The 18,659-nt window shown below is 66.0% G+C and carries 20 protein-coding genes; 12 read left to right on the top strand and 8 right to left on the bottom strand.

Features of this window, described 5'->3' with window-relative positions; translation table 11 throughout:
• Positions 1–117 precede the first annotated feature (117 nt).
• From I6F09_RS16030 to I6F09_RS16020, 3 genes are read right to left on the bottom strand one after another with little or no spacing between them, the layout of a single operon-like run.
• Positions 118–1,644 carry an acyl-CoA synthetase gene (locus I6F09_RS16030; protein WP_225185369.1) on the bottom strand — a complete coding sequence of 509 codons (1,527 nt, stop codon included), beginning with the start codon at positions 1,642–1,644 and terminating at the stop codon, positions 118–120.
• A 22-nt stretch (positions 1,645–1,666) separates the two neighbouring features.
• Positions 1,667–2,848, bottom strand: a complete 1,182-nt coding sequence (locus I6F09_RS16025; RefSeq protein WP_225147402.1) for an ABC transporter substrate-binding protein — start codon at positions 2,846–2,848, stop codon at positions 1,667–1,669.
• Between the two features lie 34 nt (positions 2,849–2,882).
• On the bottom strand, positions 2,883–3,857 hold the full coding sequence (locus I6F09_RS16020) for a nitronate monooxygenase family protein (protein ID WP_225188511.1): 975 nt from the start codon (positions 3,855–3,857) through the stop codon (positions 2,883–2,885).
• 181 nt (positions 3,858–4,038) lie between these two features.
• On the opposite strand from I6F09_RS16020, the gene I6F09_RS16015 reads away from it, so the two are divergent.
• Positions 4,039–4,926: a LysR family transcriptional regulator gene (locus tag I6F09_RS16015; protein WP_035996816.1), complete on the top strand. Its 888-nt coding sequence runs from the start codon at positions 4,039–4,041 to the stop codon at positions 4,924–4,926.
• Here the strand turns inward: I6F09_RS16015 and I6F09_RS16010 are convergent.
• On the bottom strand, positions 4,923–5,576 hold the full coding sequence (locus I6F09_RS16010) for a DNA-3-methyladenine glycosylase 2 family protein (RefSeq protein ID WP_225142854.1): 654 nt from the start codon (positions 5,574–5,576) through the stop codon (positions 4,923–4,925). The genes I6F09_RS16015 and I6F09_RS16010 overlap by 4 nt on opposite strands.
• Before the next feature lie 184 nt (positions 5,577–5,760).
• Here I6F09_RS16010 and gluQRS point away from each other — a divergent pair, with 184 nt between their 5' ends.
• Positions 5,761–6,633, top strand: a complete 873-nt coding sequence (gene gluQRS / locus I6F09_RS16005; RefSeq protein ID WP_225188510.1) for a tRNA glutamyl-Q(34) synthetase GluQRS — start codon at positions 5,761–5,763, stop codon at positions 6,631–6,633.
• A 101-nt stretch (positions 6,634–6,734) separates the two neighbouring features.
• Positions 6,735–7,985, top strand: a complete 1,251-nt coding sequence (locus I6F09_RS16000) for an ATP-binding protein (protein ID WP_225188509.1) — start codon at positions 6,735–6,737, stop codon at positions 7,983–7,985.
• On the opposite strand, the gene I6F09_RS15995 is transcribed toward I6F09_RS16000, so the two are convergent.
• A complete protein-coding gene (locus I6F09_RS15995) occupies positions 7,912–8,805 on the bottom strand; it encodes a YihY/virulence factor BrkB family protein (protein ID WP_109142243.1) in 894 nt (297 codons plus the stop codon). The two genes, I6F09_RS16000 and I6F09_RS15995, sit on opposite strands and share 74 nt — an antisense overlap.
• Positions 8,806–9,054: 249 nt before the next feature.
• Here I6F09_RS15995 and I6F09_RS15990 point away from each other — a divergent pair, with 249 nt between their 5' ends.
• From I6F09_RS15990 to I6F09_RS15965, 6 genes are all read left to right on the top strand, one after another.
• Positions 9,055–9,249 carry a twin transmembrane helix small protein gene (locus I6F09_RS15990; RefSeq protein ID WP_036020744.1) on the top strand — a complete coding sequence of 65 codons (195 nt, stop codon included), beginning with the start codon at positions 9,055–9,057 and terminating at the stop codon, positions 9,247–9,249.
• A gap of 2 nt (positions 9,250–9,251) precedes the next feature.
• Complete coding sequence (locus I6F09_RS15985) at positions 9,252–9,824, top strand: cob(I)yrinic acid a,c-diamide adenosyltransferase (RefSeq protein WP_035996833.1); 573 nt, start codon at positions 9,252–9,254, stop codon at positions 9,822–9,824.
• A gap of 126 nt (positions 9,825–9,950) precedes the next feature.
• Entirely contained in the window at positions 9,951–10,700 is a 750-nt protein-coding gene (locus I6F09_RS15980; RefSeq protein ID WP_225171864.1) for an electron transfer flavoprotein subunit beta/FixA family protein, read from the top strand.
• Positions 10,700–11,644 (top strand): FAD-binding protein, encoded by a 945-nt coding sequence (locus tag I6F09_RS15975; RefSeq protein ID WP_036020748.1) that lies wholly within the window; start codon positions 10,700–10,702, stop codon positions 11,642–11,644. Before I6F09_RS15980 ends, I6F09_RS15975 begins: the two co-directional genes overlap by 1 nt.
• Positions 11,645–11,840: 196 nt before the next feature.
• The gene (locus tag I6F09_RS15970) at positions 11,841–12,722 is read left to right on the top strand and encodes a 3-hydroxybutyryl-CoA dehydrogenase (protein ID WP_035996839.1); all 882 of its coding nucleotides are present in this window, start codon (positions 11,841–11,843) and stop codon (positions 12,720–12,722) included.
• A gap of 204 nt (positions 12,723–12,926) precedes the next feature.
• Positions 12,927–13,121: a hypothetical protein gene (locus I6F09_RS15965; protein WP_036020754.1), complete on the top strand. Its 195-nt coding sequence runs from the start codon at positions 12,927–12,929 to the stop codon at positions 13,119–13,121.
• A gap of 4 nt (positions 13,122–13,125) precedes the next feature.
• Here I6F09_RS15965 and I6F09_RS15960 read toward each other — a convergent pair whose 3' ends face one another.
• Complete coding sequence (locus tag I6F09_RS15960) at positions 13,126–13,791, bottom strand: TlpA disulfide reductase family protein (RefSeq protein ID WP_225188508.1); 666 nt, start codon at positions 13,789–13,791, stop codon at positions 13,126–13,128.
• 100 nt (positions 13,792–13,891) lie between these two features.
• Between I6F09_RS15960 and argH the strand changes: the two genes are divergently transcribed.
• The 3 genes from argH (at position 13,892) to lysA (ending at position 16,966) form a co-directional block, all read left to right on the top strand.
• Positions 13,892–15,289, top strand: coding sequence for an argininosuccinate lyase (gene argH, locus I6F09_RS15955; protein ID WP_225188507.1), 1,398 nt, complete (start codon positions 13,892–13,894; stop codon positions 15,287–15,289).
• Between the two features lie 94 nt (positions 15,290–15,383).
• Entirely contained in the window at positions 15,384–15,677 is a 294-nt protein-coding gene (locus tag I6F09_RS15950; protein WP_035996882.1) for a lipoprotein, read from the top strand.
• Between the two features lie 23 nt (positions 15,678–15,700).
• Positions 15,701–16,966: a diaminopimelate decarboxylase gene (lysA, locus tag I6F09_RS15945; protein ID WP_035996848.1), complete on the top strand. Its 1,266-nt coding sequence runs from the start codon at positions 15,701–15,703 to the stop codon at positions 16,964–16,966.
• A 131-nt stretch (positions 16,967–17,097) separates the two neighbouring features.
• On the opposite strand, the gene I6F09_RS15940 is transcribed toward lysA, so the two are convergent.
• Together I6F09_RS15940 and I6F09_RS15935 are read right to left on the bottom strand one after the other, a co-directional pair.
• On the bottom strand, positions 17,098–17,988 hold the full coding sequence (locus I6F09_RS15940; protein ID WP_225188506.1) for an NAD(P)-dependent oxidoreductase: 891 nt from the start codon (positions 17,986–17,988) through the stop codon (positions 17,098–17,100).
• 221 nt (positions 17,989–18,209) lie between these two features.
• Positions 18,210–18,593 (bottom strand): carboxymuconolactone decarboxylase family protein, encoded by a 384-nt coding sequence (locus I6F09_RS15935; RefSeq protein ID WP_225188505.1) that lies wholly within the window; start codon positions 18,591–18,593, stop codon positions 18,210–18,212.
• Positions 18,594–18,659: the final 66 nt, after the last annotated feature.

Here is an 18,659-nt window from a genome sequence, read left to right as displayed (position 1 = left end):
GCTATACGGTTTCGCCGCCCGCCAAAAGCCGCGGACCTGAGCGAGGCCGGCATGCGGCCCTGCCCGGACGGAATATGGCCCGGAATTCCGCACGTGCGGACGCGGCCGGAGAACGACTTAAGCGCCGCCCGGCCTCCGGTCTGCCCAATAGGGGTCGCGCAGCTTGCGCTTGAAGATCTTTCCGGTTGCCTCGCGGGGCAGCGCATCCAGGAACTTGACCTCCTTCGGCACCTTGAAGTTGGCCAGACGCTCGCGCAGATAAGCCTGCACCGCGGCGGCGGAGAGCTGCTCGGCCCTGTCGGGCTCGATGCAGGCGCACAGCCGCTCGCCATATTCCGCGTCCGGAATGCCGAACACGGCGCAATCGCGCACGCCGGGCATCGCGATCAACACGTTCTCGATCTCGGCGGGATAGATGTTGACGCCGCCCGAGATCACCATGTCGCGCTTGCGGTCGCACAGGAACAGATAGCCATCCTCATCGAGATAGCCGACGTCGCCGACGCTGACGAGACCGTCGCGCCCGGCCTCGGCGCGCGCCTGCGCCTTGCCGTGATAGTCGAAATCCGGCACCGCGGTCTGGCGCATGTAGATCTCGCCGACCTCACCAGCATCGCAGAGGCTGCCGTCGTCGCGAAAGATCTTGACGATGCCACCTTCGATGGCGCGGCCGACCGTGCCGGGCTTCTTCAGCGCCTCTTCGGCCGAGTGCCAGACCGGGATGCCGGTCTCGGTCGAGCCGAAATATTCGTTGATGACCGGTCCCCACCACTCGATCATGGCCCGCTTCACCTCGGGCGGGCAGGGCGCCGCGCCGTGCACAACGAAGCGCAGCGACGACAGGTCGTAGCGCTGCCTGACCGCTTCGGGCAGGCGCAACAGGCGCACGAACATGGTCGGCACCATGTGGATATGCGTCACACGGTGGCGCTCGATCAGCGCCAGCAGCTCCTCGGCGTCGAACCGCGGCTGAAGCACGATGGTGCAGCCGTTGCGGAAGGCCATCATGCCGTAGGAATGCGGCGCCGAGTGATACATCGGACCGTTGATCAGCACGACCTGGTCCTCGCGCGGCTTGATGCCGTAGGCGATCGCGCCGACGCGCTCCGAGGCGGCGGCCTGCTCCGGCGGCATCGGCATGCGGCGTACGCCCTTCGGCATGCCTGTGGTCCCCGACGTGTAGATCATCGCCGCGGCCCGGCGCGGCGGCTCCTCTGTTTCCGTGTGCCCGTCGCGCCAGCGGTCCCAATCGGTCAGGCCGGAAGAGACCTCGGTCAGCTCACGGGGAATGGCGAAGGTCGCCGCCAGCTCGGGCGGCGTTGCGACCACGAGCAGGCGGACATCCTCCGGAATGCCGCCGCGGATTTGCGGCAGCAGATCGGCGTGGCAGATCAGGATCTTCGCGCCGCTGTCGGTCAGGATGTAGCGGACCTCCTCGGCCTTCAGGTGCCAATTGATTGGCACCACGGGGCTGCCCAGTGCGGCCGAGGCCGCGACCACCTCGAACAAGGCGAAGTCGTTGCGCAGCATCATGGCAACCGGTGCGCCCTCGGCAAGGTCGAGGGCGCGCAGCCCGCTCGCCGCGCGTCTGATGCGCGCCTGGATCTCGTCATGGCCGATCCGGCGTTCGCCGCTGATGATCATGGTCATTCCCATTCCGTTGGAGTCAGCGATCGTCCAGCACGTCGCCGAAGCCGACCCAGCTCTTGCCGTTGAAGCGCCGCAGCTGCAGCTGCTGGAACGGCAGATAGTCGTCGGCGGCGGTGCTGACGGATATGCCGGGCAGCAGCAGCGGCAGCTTCACCTCTTTCAGCGAGGCGGACTGGCGCATGATGTTGTCGCGGCTGAAATCGTCCTTGCACGCCTTCAGTACCGTCATCAGGAGCGTCGCGTAATGGTAGCCGGCCGCATAGTTGGAGTTGGAGAGGTCCGCGTTCGGCATGTACTGCTTCATGAAGGCGAAATACTCCTTCACGCCGGGATCGCTGGCCCATTGCGGGTCCATCGTGTCCTTCTGGTTGCTCGACGAGATCAGGCCGACGGCGTTGTCGAGCCCGGCCGGCTCCAGGAACGAGATCGACGAGGCCGAGGTCGGCACGAAGAACAGCTCGGGCTTCCAGCCGAGCTCGGCGACGCCCTTGATCATCTGCGAGGTGAACTTGCCGAGCACGACGCCGAACAGCACGTCGGCGCCCGATGCCTTCAGGGTCGAGAGCTGCGAGCTGATCGTCGGCGCGCTGGTCTCGTAGGTCGCTTCCGCAACGATCATGCCGGCAGCCTTGTCGCCGAGCGTGCGCTTGAAGCCGGCGACGTAGTCGCGGCCGAAATCGTCGTTCTGGGAGAGGATGGCGATCTTGGCGCCCGGCTTGGTGCGCAGCACGTGCTTGGCATAGACCACGCCTTCGGATTCATAGGCGGCCATGCCGGGCATGGTCCATGGATATTTCTGCGGATCGGCCCATTTGGTCGCGCCGGAAAGCACGAACAGCTGCGGCACCTTCTTGCCGTTGAGGTAGCGATGCACGGCGCTGTTGGTGGCGGTGCCGAGCGAGCCGAACAGCATCAGCACTTCGTCCTGCTCCACCAGCTTGCGGGTCTGCTCGACCGTCTTCGGCGGCGAGTAGGCATCGTCCAGCGTGATGAACTTGACCTTGCGGCCGTTGATGCCGCCTTCGGCATTGATCTTCTCGAAGAACGCCTCCTGCGTGCGGCCGATCGCGCCGAAGCCGGAGGCCGGGCCGCTATAGGGCAGGGTCTGTCCGATCCGGATCTCCGTGCCTTCGGCGTGGGTGCTGTCCGTGGCGAGCGCCAACAGGGACAGACCGATCAGTGCGGCTGCCAGCTTCATGATATCCTCCCGTTTGTCTTGTCAGTTGGAGACGTCAGGCGCTGACGCGCATCAGGAAATCCTGCCTCGCCTGATCGAATTCACGCTTCATGCGGTCGACGAGCTCCGCAACGGGCGGGGCATCAGTAATCTGGCCGATGCCCTGGCCCGATCCCCAAATGTCGCGCCACGCCTTGGATTTCATGTTGCCGCCGGAGCCGAAATTCATCTTCGATTTGTCGGCGGCGGGGAGGTTGTCCGGATCGAGGCCGGCGGCAGCGATCGACGGACCGAGATAATTGCCGTGCACGCCGGTGAACAGGTTGGTGTAGACGATGTCGTGCGCGGCGTGCTGCGTCAGCGCCGATTTGTAGGCTTGGTCGGCATTGGCTTCCTGCGTCGCGATGAAGCGCGTGCCCATATAGGCGAGGTCGGCGCCCAGCGTCAGCGCCGAGGCGATGCCATAGCCGTCGCTGATCGCGCCCGACAGCAGGACGGCGCCGTCAAACCATTGCTTGACCTCGCGCACCAGCGCAAAGGGCGACAGCGTGCCGGCGTGTCCGCCCGCACCGGCGCAGACCAGGATCAGGCCGTCGACGCCCTGCTCGGCCGCTTTGCGCGCGTGCTTGACGTTGATGACGTCGTGGAACACCAGTCCGCCATAGGAATGCGCGGCCTCGACGATCTCCGCCGGCGGCCGCAGCGAGGTGATGATGATCGGCGCCTTGTGCTTGACGCAGGCCTCCATGTCCTTCATCAGCCGGTCGTTGGAGGCATGGCAGATCTGGTTGACGGCGTAGGGCGCGACCTTCTTGCCGGGATTGCGCGATTTGTACTCGCCGAGCTCGTCCTCGATCCGGCTCAGCCATTCGCCGAGCTTCTCGACCGGGCGGGCATTGAGCGCGGGAAAGGAGCCGACGACGCCCGCCTTGCACTGGGCGATCACCAGTTCCGGGCCGGAGACGATGAACAGCGGGGAGCCGACCACGGGCAGCTCGAGCGAATCCTTCAAGAGATTGGGCAGTGCCATCATGTCCTCCCGAAACGCGGCCCCGCCGGCGGGCGGATCACGAGGCGTTTCCGTTTTGATTGTCGCGCGGGCGGATGGGCCGCCCGTGGCCGCGGATTTGATCCCATTATAAGGTTGGACGGCGCCGCCCGGACCGTTCAATAATGAACGGACGATCATTCAGGTATGAACAGGGCCGCCGATGGATTGGGACCTTTGCAAGACCTTCGTCGCGGTCGCCGATACCGGCAGCTTCACCGCCGCCGCCCGCCGCCTGCACACCAGCCATCCCACCGTCAGCCGCAAGATCGCGGCGCTGGAAGCCCAGCTCGGCACCAGATTGGTGGCGCGGGCTGCCGATGGCCTGGCGCTGACCGCGGATGGACGGACCTTGCGCGAGCACGCCGAGGCCATGGCGGCCGCAGCGCTGCGGGCCGAAACCGCAGTGGCGGCGGGTGGACACAAGGCGCGCGGCATCGTCAAGCTGTCGATCGGCGCGACGCTGGCCTCGCACTGGCTGATGCCGCGCTTGCCAGCCTTCCTGCGCGCGCACGATCATATCCAGCTCGAGATCATCACCCATCCATTTCCGGCGAGCGTGCGCCGGCGTGAGGCGGACGTGGTGCTGCGGCCCTTCGATACCGGGGAGGAGAACCTGGTCGGCCGCAAGATCGGCCGTCTCGGCACCGGCTTCTATGCCTCGCGCGATTATGCCGCCGGTCGGTCCCTGCCGGAACGGCGCGGCGACTGGAAGGAGCACAGCGTCATCGGCTTCGCCGACCAGACCTCCAATGCGCAGCTTGCGCGCTGGAGCGACGTCGTCACGCGGCAGGCAAGGGTGGCGATGCGCTGCTCGTCCCAGGGGGACATGCTGGCGGCGGTCCGCGCCGGCATCGGAATCTCCGCGCTGTCGTGCTTCGTCGCCGAAGCCTATTCCGATCTCGTGCGCGTCGCCCCGCAGAAGCTCGCCAGCGTTGCGGATCTCTGGCTGCTGGCCCATCCCGACCTCGTCGAGCTGCCGGCGGTGCGCGCCGTAATCGAATTCGTCGCCGAATGCGCCCGGACCGACCGCGCGCGGCTGCGGGGTTAGCCCGATTCCGCGAGCACGCCCTCGCGCTTCTTCACCGCGCGGTAATAGCTCCACCACAGATGCGCCGCCGCACCGCGCAGCGGACGCCAGGGCTCGGCAATCGGCGCCATCTGCTTCTCCGTCGGCCGCGCCTTGAGGCCGAGGCCGATACGGATGCCTTCCTGCACGGCGAGGTCGCCGGCCGGCCAGGCATCGCCGTGGCCGAGGCAGAACAGCAAGTAGAGGTCGGCCGTCCAGGGGCCGATGCCGGGCAGCGCGATCAGGGTGTGATGCGCGGCGTCGGCATCCTCCTCGGCGAGCACGTCGAGATTCAGCCGCTGCGCGGCGATCTCGCGGGCGAGATGCTTGAGCGTCTTGATCTTGGCGGCGGAGAGGCCGAGCCGCCCCAGCCGGTCGGCGCGGGCGCGGCGCACGGCGTCATGGTCGAGCGGATCGAATGCGGCCGACAGCCGCCCCCAGATCGCCGCGGCGCTCGCGGTGGAGAGCTGCTGCCCGCAGACGATGTGCGCGAGCCCCGTAAACCCGGGCTCGCGCCGCCGCAACGCCGGCATGCCCGCGATCTCGAGCACGGGCTTGAGCCGCGGATCGCGCTTGATCAGCGTGTGGACGGCCTCTTCGAGATCGGACTGGGTTTCGAGGTGGATGGTCATGGCGGGCGGGTTCTCTCCAGCGTCATGGCGGGCTTGTCCCGGCCATCCACGTCTTTCTCACCGCGAGGCACTGTGTAGCATGAGCGGTGATCGTGGTGTTTGTTCGTGACGTTGACACCATCGGTCTGTGGTACCGAAGAACGTGGATGGCCGGGACAAGCCCGGCCATGACGAGATTCATGTGATGGCACCACCCGTTTTCCGATTCGCCCCGAGCCCGAACGGCTTCCTGCATCTCGGCCACGCCTATTCCGCGCTGCTCAATTTCGACCGAGCGCGCGAGTCCGGCGGCCGATTGCTGCTGCGAATCGAGGACATCGACGCGACGCGGTGCCGGCTGGAGTTCGAGACGGCGATCTACGAGGATCTCGCCTGGCTCGGGATTGCCTGGGAGACGCCGGTTCGGCGTCAATCCGAACATCTCGCCGATTATCGCGCTGCGCTGGAAAAGCTCTCTGTGCTCGGTCTCGTCTATCCCGCCTTCGAAAGCCGCGCCGACATCGCAAGGCTGGTGGCGGCGCGCGAGGCCGCTGGCCCGTGGCCGCGTGATCCCGACGGCGCACCGCTTTATCCGGGCGAGGCCACATCACTCTCGGCTGACGAGCGCTCGCGGCTGATCGCCTCGGGCGCGCCCTATGCGCTGCGGCTCGACATGGCGGCCGCCTGCCGTCACGCCCCCGGCGTGAGCTGGAACGAGCTCGGCGAGGGGCCGGACGGCGAGCGCGGCGTGGTGCCGGCGCGGCCGGAGGCCTGGGGCGATGTCATCCTGGCCCGCAAGGAGACGCCGACCAGCTACCATCTCTCGGTGGTCGTCGACGACGCGCTCCAGGGCGCCAGCGAGATCGTGCGGGGGCAGGACCTGTTTTACGCCACCGCGGTGCACCGCCTGCTCCAGGTTCTGCTCGGCCTGCCCGAGCCGGCCTATCGCCATCACCGGCTGATTCGCGATGAGGCGGGTCGGAAGCTGTCGAAATCGGGCCGCTCGACCGGTCTGCGCGAATTGCGCGCGGCCGGCCTCACGCCTGCCGCGATCCGCCGGCTAGTGGGATTAGGTTAAGTTTCTCTGGGGGTTAGCGAAACGTCGCCGTGACTCCGGGCGTTCCTCCGTGCCATGCTTGGCCAGCGCGGGGTTCGAAGAGGGTACTTCGAAGGGGATTCATGGCGGCGAAGACGCGTCCAGTGCGCACCACCCGGACGTCCAGGCGGCGGCCGCTTCGGAAGCGGCCCAAGGGCGGTCAGCTGCGCAAGCGCAGCACCAAGGCGGTTGCGCCTGATGTCGTCCAGGCGGCGCTGGCCGCGTTTGCCCATGAGGTCCGCACCCCCCTGACCGGCATTCTCGCGATCAGCGACCTGCTCGCGACCTCCGACCTCGGCGAGCGGGAGCGGCGCTGGGCCGACACCATCAAGGCCGGCGCCGAGCATCTGGCGAGCCTCGCCACGCTGTTCGTGGATGCTGCCAGAACGGAGAAGGGCGGCAGCACGCCGCGCCAGGATCTGTTCGATCTCAAGGCGCTCGCCCGCACCGCCGGCGATTCCCTGGCCGGCCGCGCCGCGGCCAAAGGTCTCCAGGCCAAGGTCGAGATAGCCGACAAGATCCCAGGGCTCGTGGTCGGTGATTCCGTCCGCCTGCGCGCCGCGCTCGAGAACCTGATCGACAACGCCGTGAAATTTACCGACCAGGGCGGAGTGGCCCTCGCCGTCGAGCCGTGGCGTCCCGCCAAAGGCAAAGCAAAGGGCAGGGTCGGCGTCGCCTTCGCCGTGTCCGACAGCGGCATCGGCCTGACCATGGCCGAGATCAAGCGGCTGTTCCGCCCGTTCACCCAGGCCAATGTCACGATTGCCGCACGCTTCGGCGGCGCCGGCTTGGGGCTCTCCTCGGTCAAGCAATTGGCGCGGGCGATGGGCGGCGACATCACCGTCGCTCCGCGCCGCGGTGGCGGCGCCACCTTCACATTGACGGTGTCGCTGGACTTGGCGGGACGGGGCAAGACCCGCAAGGCAAAGGACGGCAGCGAGCCCGAGGCGGCCGCTGCGCTTCGCGTTCTCAGCGTCGAGGACAATCCGTTCGGCCGCGTCGTGCTCAACACCATCCTGACCGAGCTCGGCCATCACGCCGAGTTCATCGGGCGCGGTGAGGACACCGTGAACCGGCTGGAGCAGGGCGCATTCGACGCGGTGCTGATGGACATGGTGCTGCCGGGCATCGACGGCATCGAGGCCATCCGGCGGATCCGCAGGCTGCCAACGCCGCTGGCTCGGATCCCGATCATCGGCGTGTCCGGCCGCGGCGAGGACGAGGCCGCCTCGCGCGAAGCCGGGGCCGACGCCTTCCTGGTCAAGCCTGTGTCTCCGAGGGCTTTAGCGACTGCGCTGCTTGAAGCGACACGCCGTGAGGAAGCCGCGACTTGATGATCGCGGCATTGAGCTCGCCGCCGTAAACGAAGATCGCGGCGATGAAGTACAGAAACACCAGCGCGATGATCACCGAGGCGAGCCCCGCATACATGGTCACGTAGTTGTTGGCAAAGCGGGCCAGGTATTGGCCGAACACGATGCTGGAGATCAGTGACGCCACGATGGTGAAGACGATGCCGGGCAGTATCTGCAGGAAGCTGCGCCGTCCCGCCGGCAGCCAGGCGTGCAGGATGATCAGCGCCACCACCAGCGCGCCGATGGAGATGCCGTAGCGCACCCAGGTGAGGATGCTCTCGTTGGATTCGACGAACAGCGGAATGTGGCGCCGCGCCGCCTCGATAATGAGCGGACCGAGCACGATCAGGAACGCCATAGCGAGCGCCGTGAAGGCCGCAATGATCGTATAGGCAATCGACTCCAGCCGAAGCCAGTACCAGCTTCGCATCTCCACCACCGCATAGGCGCGGTTGAGCGCGACCCGCAGCGCCTCGACGCCGTTCGAGGCGAAATAGACCGACAGCGCCGCGCCGATGGTCAGAAGGCCGGTCCGAGTGGTGGTCAGCACGTCATGCACCTCGCCCGAGATCGAATCGGCGACCTGCTTGGGCCAGACCTGGAGCATCAGGCTAGCGGCCTGGTCGGCGAGTTCCTTGGAGCCGAAGAAGCCGGCGAGCGCGGTCAGCACGATCAGGAATGGGAACAGCGCCATCAGCGTCGAGAGCGCGATGTGGCTCGCGATCGCCCAGCCGTCATCGGCGAGGAACGTGTAGAACGCGTCCTCAGCGACGCAGTAGATGTAGCGGATGGCTTTCACTTGGCACCTACGCCGCTGCTGTCTCCTTCTGAACGTAGGGAGAGGCCAGGAGAACAAGCAATGGGCGCAAATCGAAAAATCATCGCGCTACCATCTGATATTCTTGGCCCAAAAGCCAGTTCGCGAAGCCCCCTTTGTCATTCCGGGCTCGACGCGCCGGGTCTCGCTTCGCTCGATCCCGCCGCGTCGCCCCGGAATGACGAGCTGGGGAGATGGCGGACCGGCACACACGGTGTTATCTACCCTCAAATGGCATCTTTTCTGAGTACTTTCATCCTGCCGGCCGCAGCCGGCGCCGTGGCGCTGGTGCTGCTGCTCGGGCTCATCAACATGATGCGCGGCGGCTCGCCCAACACCTCGCAGAAGCTGATGCGTTGGCGCGTGCTGCTTCAGTTCGTGGCGATCATCGTCGCGATGCTCGCGGTCTGGGCGATGGGACGCTGATCATGGTGGTGCTGAACCGCATCTACACGAAGACCGGTGACGATGGCACGACGGCGCTCGGAACCGGAGAGCGGCGTCCGAAATACGATCTGCGCATCGAGGCCTATGGCACCGTCGACGAGACCAACGCGGCGATCGGCGTGGTCAGGCTCTACACCGCGGAGATGCCCGAGCTCGATGCGATGCTCGGCCGCATCCAGAACGATCTGTTCGATCTTGGTGCCGATCTCGCCGTGCCGGAGCGGGAAGGCAAGGCCGAGCGGCTGCGGGTGGTGGCGAGCCAGGTCGAGCGGCTCGAGCGCGACATCGACATGCTCAACGACAAGCTCGCGCCGCTGACCTCCTTCGTGCTTCCCGGCGGCACGCCGGCCGCGGCCCATCTGCATGTGGCGCGCACGATATGCCGCAGGGCGGAACGCGTGATCGTGGAACTGGCGGCCCAGCCGGGCGAGCCGGTCAGCGCGGCTGGCATCCAATATATGAATCGCCTGTCCGACTTTCTCTTCGTGGCCAGCCGGGTCGTGAACGGCAATGGCGCCGGCGACGTGCTCTGGGTTCCCGGCCAGAACCGCTGACCCATCGCGCTCCCGCATTTCAGAAGGCCAAAATTAGACCCGTTCGCGCGTTGACCGGGGCAGATCGGGCCTTTAGGTTCCGCGCCAGTTGATAACCCCCCTCCCAAATTGAGTGAAAGAGGATCGATGAAGGTCTTAGTGCCGGTAAAGCGGGTGGTCGATTACAACGTCAAGGTCCGCGTCAAGGGCGATGGATCGGGCGTTGAACTCGCCAACGTCAAGATGTCCATGAACCCCTTCGACGAAATCGCTGTCGAGGAAGCGCTGCGCCTGAAGGAAGCCGGCAAGGCCACCGAGGTCGTGGTGGTCTCGATTGGACCTGCGCAGGCGTCCGAGACGATCCGCACCGGTCTTGCCATGGGCGCCGATCGCGGCATCCTGGTGAAGGCGGACGGCACCGTCGAGCCGCTCGCCGTCGCCAAGATACTGAAGAAGGTTGCGGACGAAGAGCAGCCGGGCCTGATCATTCTCGGCAAGCAGGCGATCGACGATGACTCGAACCAGACCGGCCAGATGCTGGCCGCGCTGCTCGGCTGGTCGCAGGCGACCTTCGCCTCCAAGCTCGAGATCGAAGGTACCGACTTCAAGGTGACGCGTGAAGTCGATGGCGGTCTGCAGACCGTGAAGCTGAAGGGACCGGCGATCGTCACCACCGATCTCCGCCTCAACGAGCCGCGCTACGCCTCGCTGCCCAACATCATGAAGGCGAAGAAGAAGCCGATCGCGGAGAAGACGGTCGCCGATTACGGCGTCGACATCGCCGCGCGTCTCGAAGTTCTGAAGACGGCTGAGCCCGCGGGCCGCAAGGCCGGAGTCAAGGTCAAGGACGTCGCCGAGCTGGTGTCGAAACTCAAGAACGAAGCCGGGGTGCTCTGATGACGACGCTTCTGATTGCCGAACACGACAATGCGTCGCTCAAGGACGCCACCAACAAGGCCCTGACCGCAGCTGCCGCGCTTGGCGCGGATGTCGAGGTGCTGGTCGCCGGCCAGAACGCCAAGGCCGCGGCGGATGCCGCTGCCAAGCTCGCTGGCGTGAAGAAGGTGCTGCTCGCCGATGGCGACCTCTACGCGCACGATCTCGCCGAGCCGCTGGCTGCGCTGGTGGTGTCGCTGGCGTCCGGCTATGACGCCATCGTCGCGCCGGCGACCTCGCGCTTCAAGAACGTGATGCCCCGCATCGCCGCTCTGCTCGACGTCATGCAGGTCTCGGAGATCACCAAGGTGGTCGCGCCCGATACCTATGAGCGCCCGATCTACGCCGGCAACGCCATCCAGACGGTGAAGTCGAAGGATGCCAAGAAGGTCATCACGGTCCGCACCTCGACCTTCGCCGCAGCAGGCGAGGGCGGCAGCGCCCCGGTCGAGACCGTGGCGGCGGCGGCCGATCCGGGCCTGTCGACTTTCGTCGGTGAGGAAGTCGCCAAGAGCGATCGCCCCGAGCTGACCTCGGCCAAGATCATCGTCTCCGGTGGCCGCGCCATGCAGAGCCGCGAGAACTTTGCCAAGTACATCGAGCCGCTCGCGGACAAGCTTGGGGCCGGTGTCGGTGCCTCGCGCGCCGCGGTCGATGCCGGCTATGCGCCGAACGACTGGCAGGTCGGCCAGACCGGCAAGGTGGTGGCCCCCGAGCTCTATGTCGCGGTCGGCATTTCCGGCGCGATCCAGCATCTGGCCGGCATGAAGGACTCCAAGGTGATCGTTGCGATCAACAAGGACGAGGACGCGCCGATCTTCCAGGTCGCCGACTACGGCCTGGTCGCCGATCTCTACCAGGCGGTTCCGGAGCTGACCGCCGAACTCGGCAAGCTCGGCAAGTAAAAGGCATCGAAAACACCGGCCGGAGGTATAAACTCCGGCCGGTGTTGCGTTTCTGAGGCGTTTTCTTTGGCGTGGGGCGCGCCTTGGAGGCGATCCAATCTAGGTTTCGAGCCAAGGTTCTGATTAAATCGGACCTCCCGGCTCGAGGGGAAAAGGCAGGGCGCGCCCCCCGCGCGCCGTTCCGGTGGATGACAATATGGCGGCAGTGATCAAGAAGGTCGGCGTGATCGGCGCGGGTCAGATGGGCAATGGCATCGCGCATGTCGCGGCGCTCGCTGGCTTCGACGTGGTGCTCAACGACGTTTCGGCCGACCGCCTCAAGTCGGGCATGGCCACCATCAACGGCAATCTGGCGCGCCAGGTCTCCAAGAAGGCCGTCACCGAGGACGACAGGGCCAAGGCGATTGCGCGTATCAAGCTAGCCGAGAAGCTGGACGATCTCGCCGATTGCGACCTCGTCATCGAGACCGCGGTCGAGAAGGAAGAGGTCAAGCGCAAGATCTTCCACGAGCTCTGCGCCGTATTGAAGCCGGAGGCGATCGTCGCCTCCGATACGTCCTCGATCTCGATCACGCGCCTCGCCGCCGCCACCGACCGCCCGGAGCGCTTCATCGGCATTCACTTCATGAATCCAGTGCCGTTGATGGAACTGGTCGAGCTGATCCGCGGCATCGCCACCGACGACGCCACCTTCGAGACCGCCAAGGACTTCGTCGGCAAGCTCGGCAAGCAGGTCGCGGTCTCCGAGGATTTCCCGGCCTTCATCGTCAACCGCATCCTGCTGCCGATGATCAACGAGGCGATCTACACGCTGTATGAAGGCGTCGGCAACGTCGAGGCGATCGACGCGGCGATGAAACTGGGCGCCCACCATCCCATGGGTCCGCTCGAGCTTGCCGATTTCATCGGGCTCGACACCTGCCTCTCCATCATGCAGGTGCTGCACGAGGGGCTAGCCGACTCCAAGTACCGCCCGTGCCCGCTGCTGGTCAAATACGTCGAGGCCGGCTGGCTCGGCCGCAAGACCCAGCGCGGCTTCTACGACTACCGCGGCGCCAAGCCGGTGCCGACGCGGTAAGGTGGCCTTGTGCCCCGGACGCAGCGCGGAGCGCTGCAGAGCCGAGGCCCAGGAGCCGCGCGCTGAAGGCTAGGTCCCGGCTCTGCGGTGCGTCACTTGCGTGCCGCCCCTTGTCCGGGACACGATTGCCCGTACTGCTCCATGACAATTCATGTCGCGTTAATCTCTCGCGCCTAGGTTACGGCCGGCACGAGGGTTCGCGTAATGGACATGATGGCAATGGTCAGCAGCATGCTGGCCGCACAGCAAGGCGCGCTGCAGTCGAATATCGCGGCGACGCTGACCAAGCAGAACGCGGATATGGAGAAATCCACCGTCCTGACGCTGCTCGGCACCGGCCAGCCCTCGCTCGCCAATGTCGCCCCCGGCGTCGGCGGCAATCTCAATGTGACGGCCTAAACCCTTAAAGCGCCGCGGCGGCCTTGCCGGTTGCCGCGCGGATCAGCTTGAGCGCGTCCTCACTCGCCCATTCCGCCGGCCCCGCGATCGTCGCGATTTCACACCCCTGCGGGTCGACCAGCACGGAGGTGGGCATGCCCAGTGCCCGTCCCACGGCCTTAAGATCCTGGAACACCTTGGCTTTCTGGTCGCTGAAATAGGCGAGCCGGGTCAGGTTGGCCTCTTTCAGGAAGGTTTTCGGCTTCTCCAGGTCGCGGGTGTCGATGTTGATCGCCACCACCTCGAAATTCGGGCCCGATAGCTTGCCCTGGAGCTCGTCCAGCGCCGGCATCTCCTTGCGGCAGGGCACGCACCAGGTGGCCCAGAGGTTCACCAGCAGGGTCTTGCCGCGGAAGTCGGACAGCTTCTTCGGCTTGCCCTCGGCATCCTCGAAGGTGAGGTCGGGCAGCTTCAGCGGGGCGCTTGCCATGGTCAGCGCCGCCACCTCGCCCTGGGCGAGCGGGGCGATCTTCTGCGCCGTCGCCACCGCCGCCTTGCAGGTCGGATCGCCCAAGGGCGCCCGGCTCGGGCCGAGCCCGTACAGCGCGGCGAAGCCGGCCAGCCCGACGATCGCCACGGCGGCGATGACGAAGGGGATGCGGCGCGTGGCGGAGGGCTTCTGGTCGAGCATATCGTTTGTCATCCGGTCGCAGATATGGCTATCAGGGGCCTCTTAATACGGCTGGCCGCGGCCAGCAAACGTGCGGCAAATCAGGCGTGAGCAGGGGATCATGAGCAACAAGATGTGGGGCGGCCGGTTCTCGGAACGCCCCGACGAGATCATGGAAGAGATCAACGTCTCCATCGACGTCGATCGTCACCTCTTCGCCCAGGACATTGCCGCGTCCAAGGCCCACGCCGCGATGTTGGCCAATCAGGGCATCATCACGGCTTCTGATGCGAAAAATATCGGCAAGGGTCTAGACACAATCCTGTCAGAGATCGGCAAGGGCGGCTTCGAATTCAAGCGCGCGCTCGAGGACATCCATATGAATGTCGAGAGCCGCCTGTCGGAGCTGATCGGCCCGGCCGCCGGAAGGCTGCACACCGCGCGTTCGCGCAACGACCAGGTCGCCACCGACTTCCGTCTGTTCGTCCGCGACGTCATCGACGAGACCGATGCCGCGCTCGCCGCGTTCCAGCAGGCCCTGGTGGACCGCGCGCTGGAGCACGCCGCAACCGTGATGCCCGGCTTCACGCATCTGCAAACGGCGCAGCCCGTCACGTTCGGCCATCACCTGCTGGCTTATGTCGAGATGGCGGCGCGCGACCGCGGCCGCTTCCAGGACGCCCGCAAGCGCCTGAACGAATCGCCGCTGGGCGCGGCTGCGCTCGCCGGCACCTCGTTCCCGATCGACCGCCATGCCACCGCGAAGGCGCTCCTGTTCGACCGCCCGATGGCGAACTCGCTCGATGCCGTCTCCGACCGCGACTTCGTGCTGGAGACGCTGTCGGCCGCCGCGATCTGCGCCGTGCACATGTCGCGCTTTGCCGAGGAGATCGTGATCTGGACCTCGCCGCTGGTCGGCATGATCCGGCTCAGCGACAAGTTCACCACGGGATCCTCGATCATGCCGCAGAAGCGCAACCCGGATGCCGCCGAGCTGGTGCGCGCCAAGACCGGCCGCGTCATCGGCGCGCTCAACGGCCTCCTGATCGTCATGAAGGGCCTGCCGCTCGCCTATCAAAAGGACATGCAGGAGGACAAGCAGGGCGCCATGGAGGGTTTTGCCGCGCTGTTGCTGGCAATCCGCGCCATGACCGGTATGGTCCGTGATCTCGTTCCGGACGAACCCAAGATGAAGGCGGCCGCGGGCGAGGGCTATGCCACGGCGACCGACCTCGCCGACTGGCTGGTGCGGACGCTGAGGATGCCGTTCCGCGAGGCGCACCACGTCACGGGCCGCATCGTCGCCAAGGCCGCCGAGGGGGGCGTCGCGCTGCACGAGCTGCCGCTCAAGGAAATGCAGGCGATCGAGCCCAAAATCACCAAGGACGTGCTCGGTGTGCTGTCGGTCGAATCGTCGGTGAAGAGCCGCACCAGCTTTGGCGGCACCGCGCCGAAGAACGTGGCGTCCCAGGCCAAGGCCTGGGCGAAGCGGCTGGAAAAAGAGCGAAAATTGGGCTGAGGGCAAAATTTCGCTTATGTTTCATGGTCATCCGGCTCTCGCCAGAACGCGCCAATCTCTGTATGGTGCGCCGCGCGTAGTGGGGATTTTCGTCGTGACGTCAAAGTTTCGCCCGGCCGGCTCGGGGTGGGCCATCATTGTCTTGAGCCTGACGGCGCTCGCGCTTGCAGGTTGCGGCCGCAAGGGCCCGCTGGATCTGCCGCCGACCGCCTCCAACGCCCCCGCAGCCACCGGCGCCGCACCCGTCGAGCCCGAGACCGCGGCCCAGAAGGCGCCGAGCCTGTTCGAACCCACGGCCAGCGCGGATGCTGCGCCCGCGGCGGCCAAGGGCCGGAAGAAATCGTTTATTCTCGACCCGCTCCTGGACGAACCTCCCGGCAAGAAATAAGCCGGGACAACCGAGCCTGCGCCATGAACCATTTCGACTATCGCAACGGCGTGCTGCACGCCGAGGCGGTGAACCTGTCCGAGCTGGCCGCCACCGTCGGCACGCCGTTCTACTGCTATTCGACCGCAACGCTGGAGCGGCATTACCGCGTCTTCACCGAGGCCTTTGCCGGCGAGAAGGTGCTGGTCTGCTACGCCATGAAGGCGAACTCCAACCAGTCGGTGCTGCGGACGCTGGCCAAGCTCGGCGCCGGCGCCGACGTGGTTTCGGGCGGCGAGCTGAAGCGCGCTTTGGCCGCCGGCATTCCCGCCAGCAAGATCGTCTTCTCCGGCGTCGGCAAGACCGAGGCAGAGCTGCGCGCGGCGCTCGCCGCCGACATCCTCTGCCTCAACGTCGAATCCGAGCCGGAACTCGAACTACTGTCGCGCCTCGCGACCGAGATGGGCAAGACCGCGCGCATCTCGCTCCGCGTCAATCCCGACGTCGATGCCGGCACGCACGCAAAGATCTCCACCGGCAAGTCCGAGAACAAGTTCGGCATCCCGATCGTGCATGCCCGCGAGGTCTATGCGCGCGCGGCGAAGCTGCCCGGAATCAAGGTGACCGGCACCGACGTGCATATCGGCAGCCAGATCACCGACCTGTCCGGCATGGAGACCGCGTTCCGCATCCTCTCCGAATTCGTGCAGACGCTTCGGGCGGACGGCCACGACATCAGCCACGTCGATTTCGGCGGCGGTCTCGGCATCCCCTATTACATGGACCGCGAGGCGCCGCCTGCGCCCGCCGCCTATGCCGCCATGGTCAGGCGCGTCAGCCACAATCTCGGCTGCACGCTGATGTTCGAGCCGGGCCGCATGATCGTCGGCAATGCCGGCATTCTGGTCGCCAAGGTGATCTATGTGAAGCACGGCGACGGCAAGAATTTCGTCATCATCGACGCGGCCATGAACGACCTGATCCGCCCGACACTGTACGAGGCGCATCACGACATCCTGGCGGTGAAGCAGCCGGCCAAGGGCGCCGCCACCATCAAGGCCGATGTCGTCGGCCCGGTCTGCGAGACCGGCGATTATCTCGCCCTCGACCGCACGCTGCCGACGCCCGCGCCCGGCGATCTCCTCGCCATCATGACCGCCGGTGCCTATGGCGCCGTGCAGGCCGGCACCTATAACACCCGGCCGCTGGTGCCCGAGGTGCTGGTGAAGGGCGACCAATACGCCGTGGTGCGCCCGCGCATCGAGGTGGAGCAGCTCATTGCTATGGACACGCCGGCGCCGTGGCTGTGAGGCCGCTACCAAAACCTGCAAAACAACCCCATGCACAGTAGACCGGGGCTTTCGCGATGATGCGTGGTCGTCAGGCAAAACCGCTTGAACTGTCGGGTAAACTCAGCACGACCGCGCTATTTCGCTGAACGTCAGTTTTTTCCGCCTACGATCACACCCGCTTTCTTCTCGATCGGCTTGATCGCCGCGGTGAAATCGGACTCGGCGCCTTCGGCGCTGATCACCGTTTCCCACAACCGTCCGACCGCGTCGGCGACCTCCATCGACAGGCCGAGCTGCTTCATCTCCTCCAGCGCCAGCCGCACGTCCTTCACCATCAATCCCGTGGCGAAGCCGAAGTCGAAGGTGCGCGGCAGCACCGCGCGCGGAAACTTGTCGCGGCTCGCGGTGTTCATGCCCGAGCCGGCATTGATGACGTCGATCATCACGGCGGGATCGAGCCCGGCCTTCACGCCCATCACCACGGCTTCCGACGTCGCCACGATCGCGGTGGCCGACAGGAAATTGTTGGCGAGCTTCATGGTCTGCGCCGCGCCCGGCTTCTCGCCGATGAAGAACACCTTTCCGATCACCTCGAGCGCAGGCTTGAGCAGCGCGAACTCGGCTTTCGGGCCTGACACCATCACGGCAAGCGTGCCCTTCTCGGCGCCGCCAACGCCGCCGGAGACGGGACAGTCGATCTGCACGATGCCGCGCTCTTTGAGCAGCCCGTGAATCTTCGCGGCCATCGCCGAGCCGACGGTTGAGAGATCGACGAAACGTTTGGCACGCGTGCCCTCGATCACGCCGCCAGCGCCGGTGGCAACGTCCAGGGAAGCCTGCAGCGAGGGCAGGCTCGCCATCACGGTCTCGACCTGGTCAGCGACGTCCTTCGGCGACGACGCGGCAGTGGCACCGCGCGCGACTAGCTTGTCCATGACCTCCTTGCGCGTGTCGAATACGACGAGCCTGTGCCCCGCCTCGATCAACCGCCGCGCCATCGGGAAACCCATGTTTCCGAGCCCGATGAATCCGATGTCCATGGTGTTTCCCTTTGGTTGTTGTTGAAAACGCGCACACCGATGTCGTCCCGGACAAGCGCGCCCTAAAGCGCGCGCCGGTCCGGGACCCATAACCACAACAAGGAGGAATCGTCCCGCAAAGGCGCCGCTCCGAGTCGTCGTAGCAACATCGTCCTGTGGCTATGGGTCCCGGGCTCGCGCTTCGCGCGCCCCGGGACGACAGTTGAGATTGGCGCTGGGTCTCACGCCTTCCCGTCGATCTCTGCGAACACCTCGCGCGCGATGCGGAAGCTGTCGACCGCGGCGGGCATGCCGCCATAGATCGCGACCTGCATCAGGATCTCGCGGATCTCCTCGCGGGTGACGCCGTTGGTCAGCGCGCCCTTCAGGTGCGCGCGAAACTCGTGCTGACGGTTGAGGATCGCGATCATGGCGATGTTGAGCATGCTGCGGGTCTTGCGCGGCAGCTCCTCGCGGCCCCACACCGTGCCCCAGCAATATTCGTTGAGCATCTCCTGGAGCGGGCGGTTGAAATCGTCGACGTTCTTCAGGGCGTTGTTGACATAGGCCTCGCCCAGCACAGCTTTGCGGACTTCCAGGCCCTTGTCGTGCATCTTCTTGTCCATGGCGTTTCCTTCGTTTCCCTCGAGATTGGCGCGCGGAAATTACGGGGTTGCACCCGGCCAGTCACG

The organism is Bradyrhizobium sp. IC3195 (genome assembly GCF_020193585.1).
Taxonomy (GTDB): Bacteria; Pseudomonadota; Alphaproteobacteria; order Rhizobiales; family Xanthobacteraceae; genus Bradyrhizobium; species Bradyrhizobium yuanmingense.
Note: the sequence above shows the minus strand (reverse complement) of the source record. Positions and strands in the feature narration are given on the sequence as shown.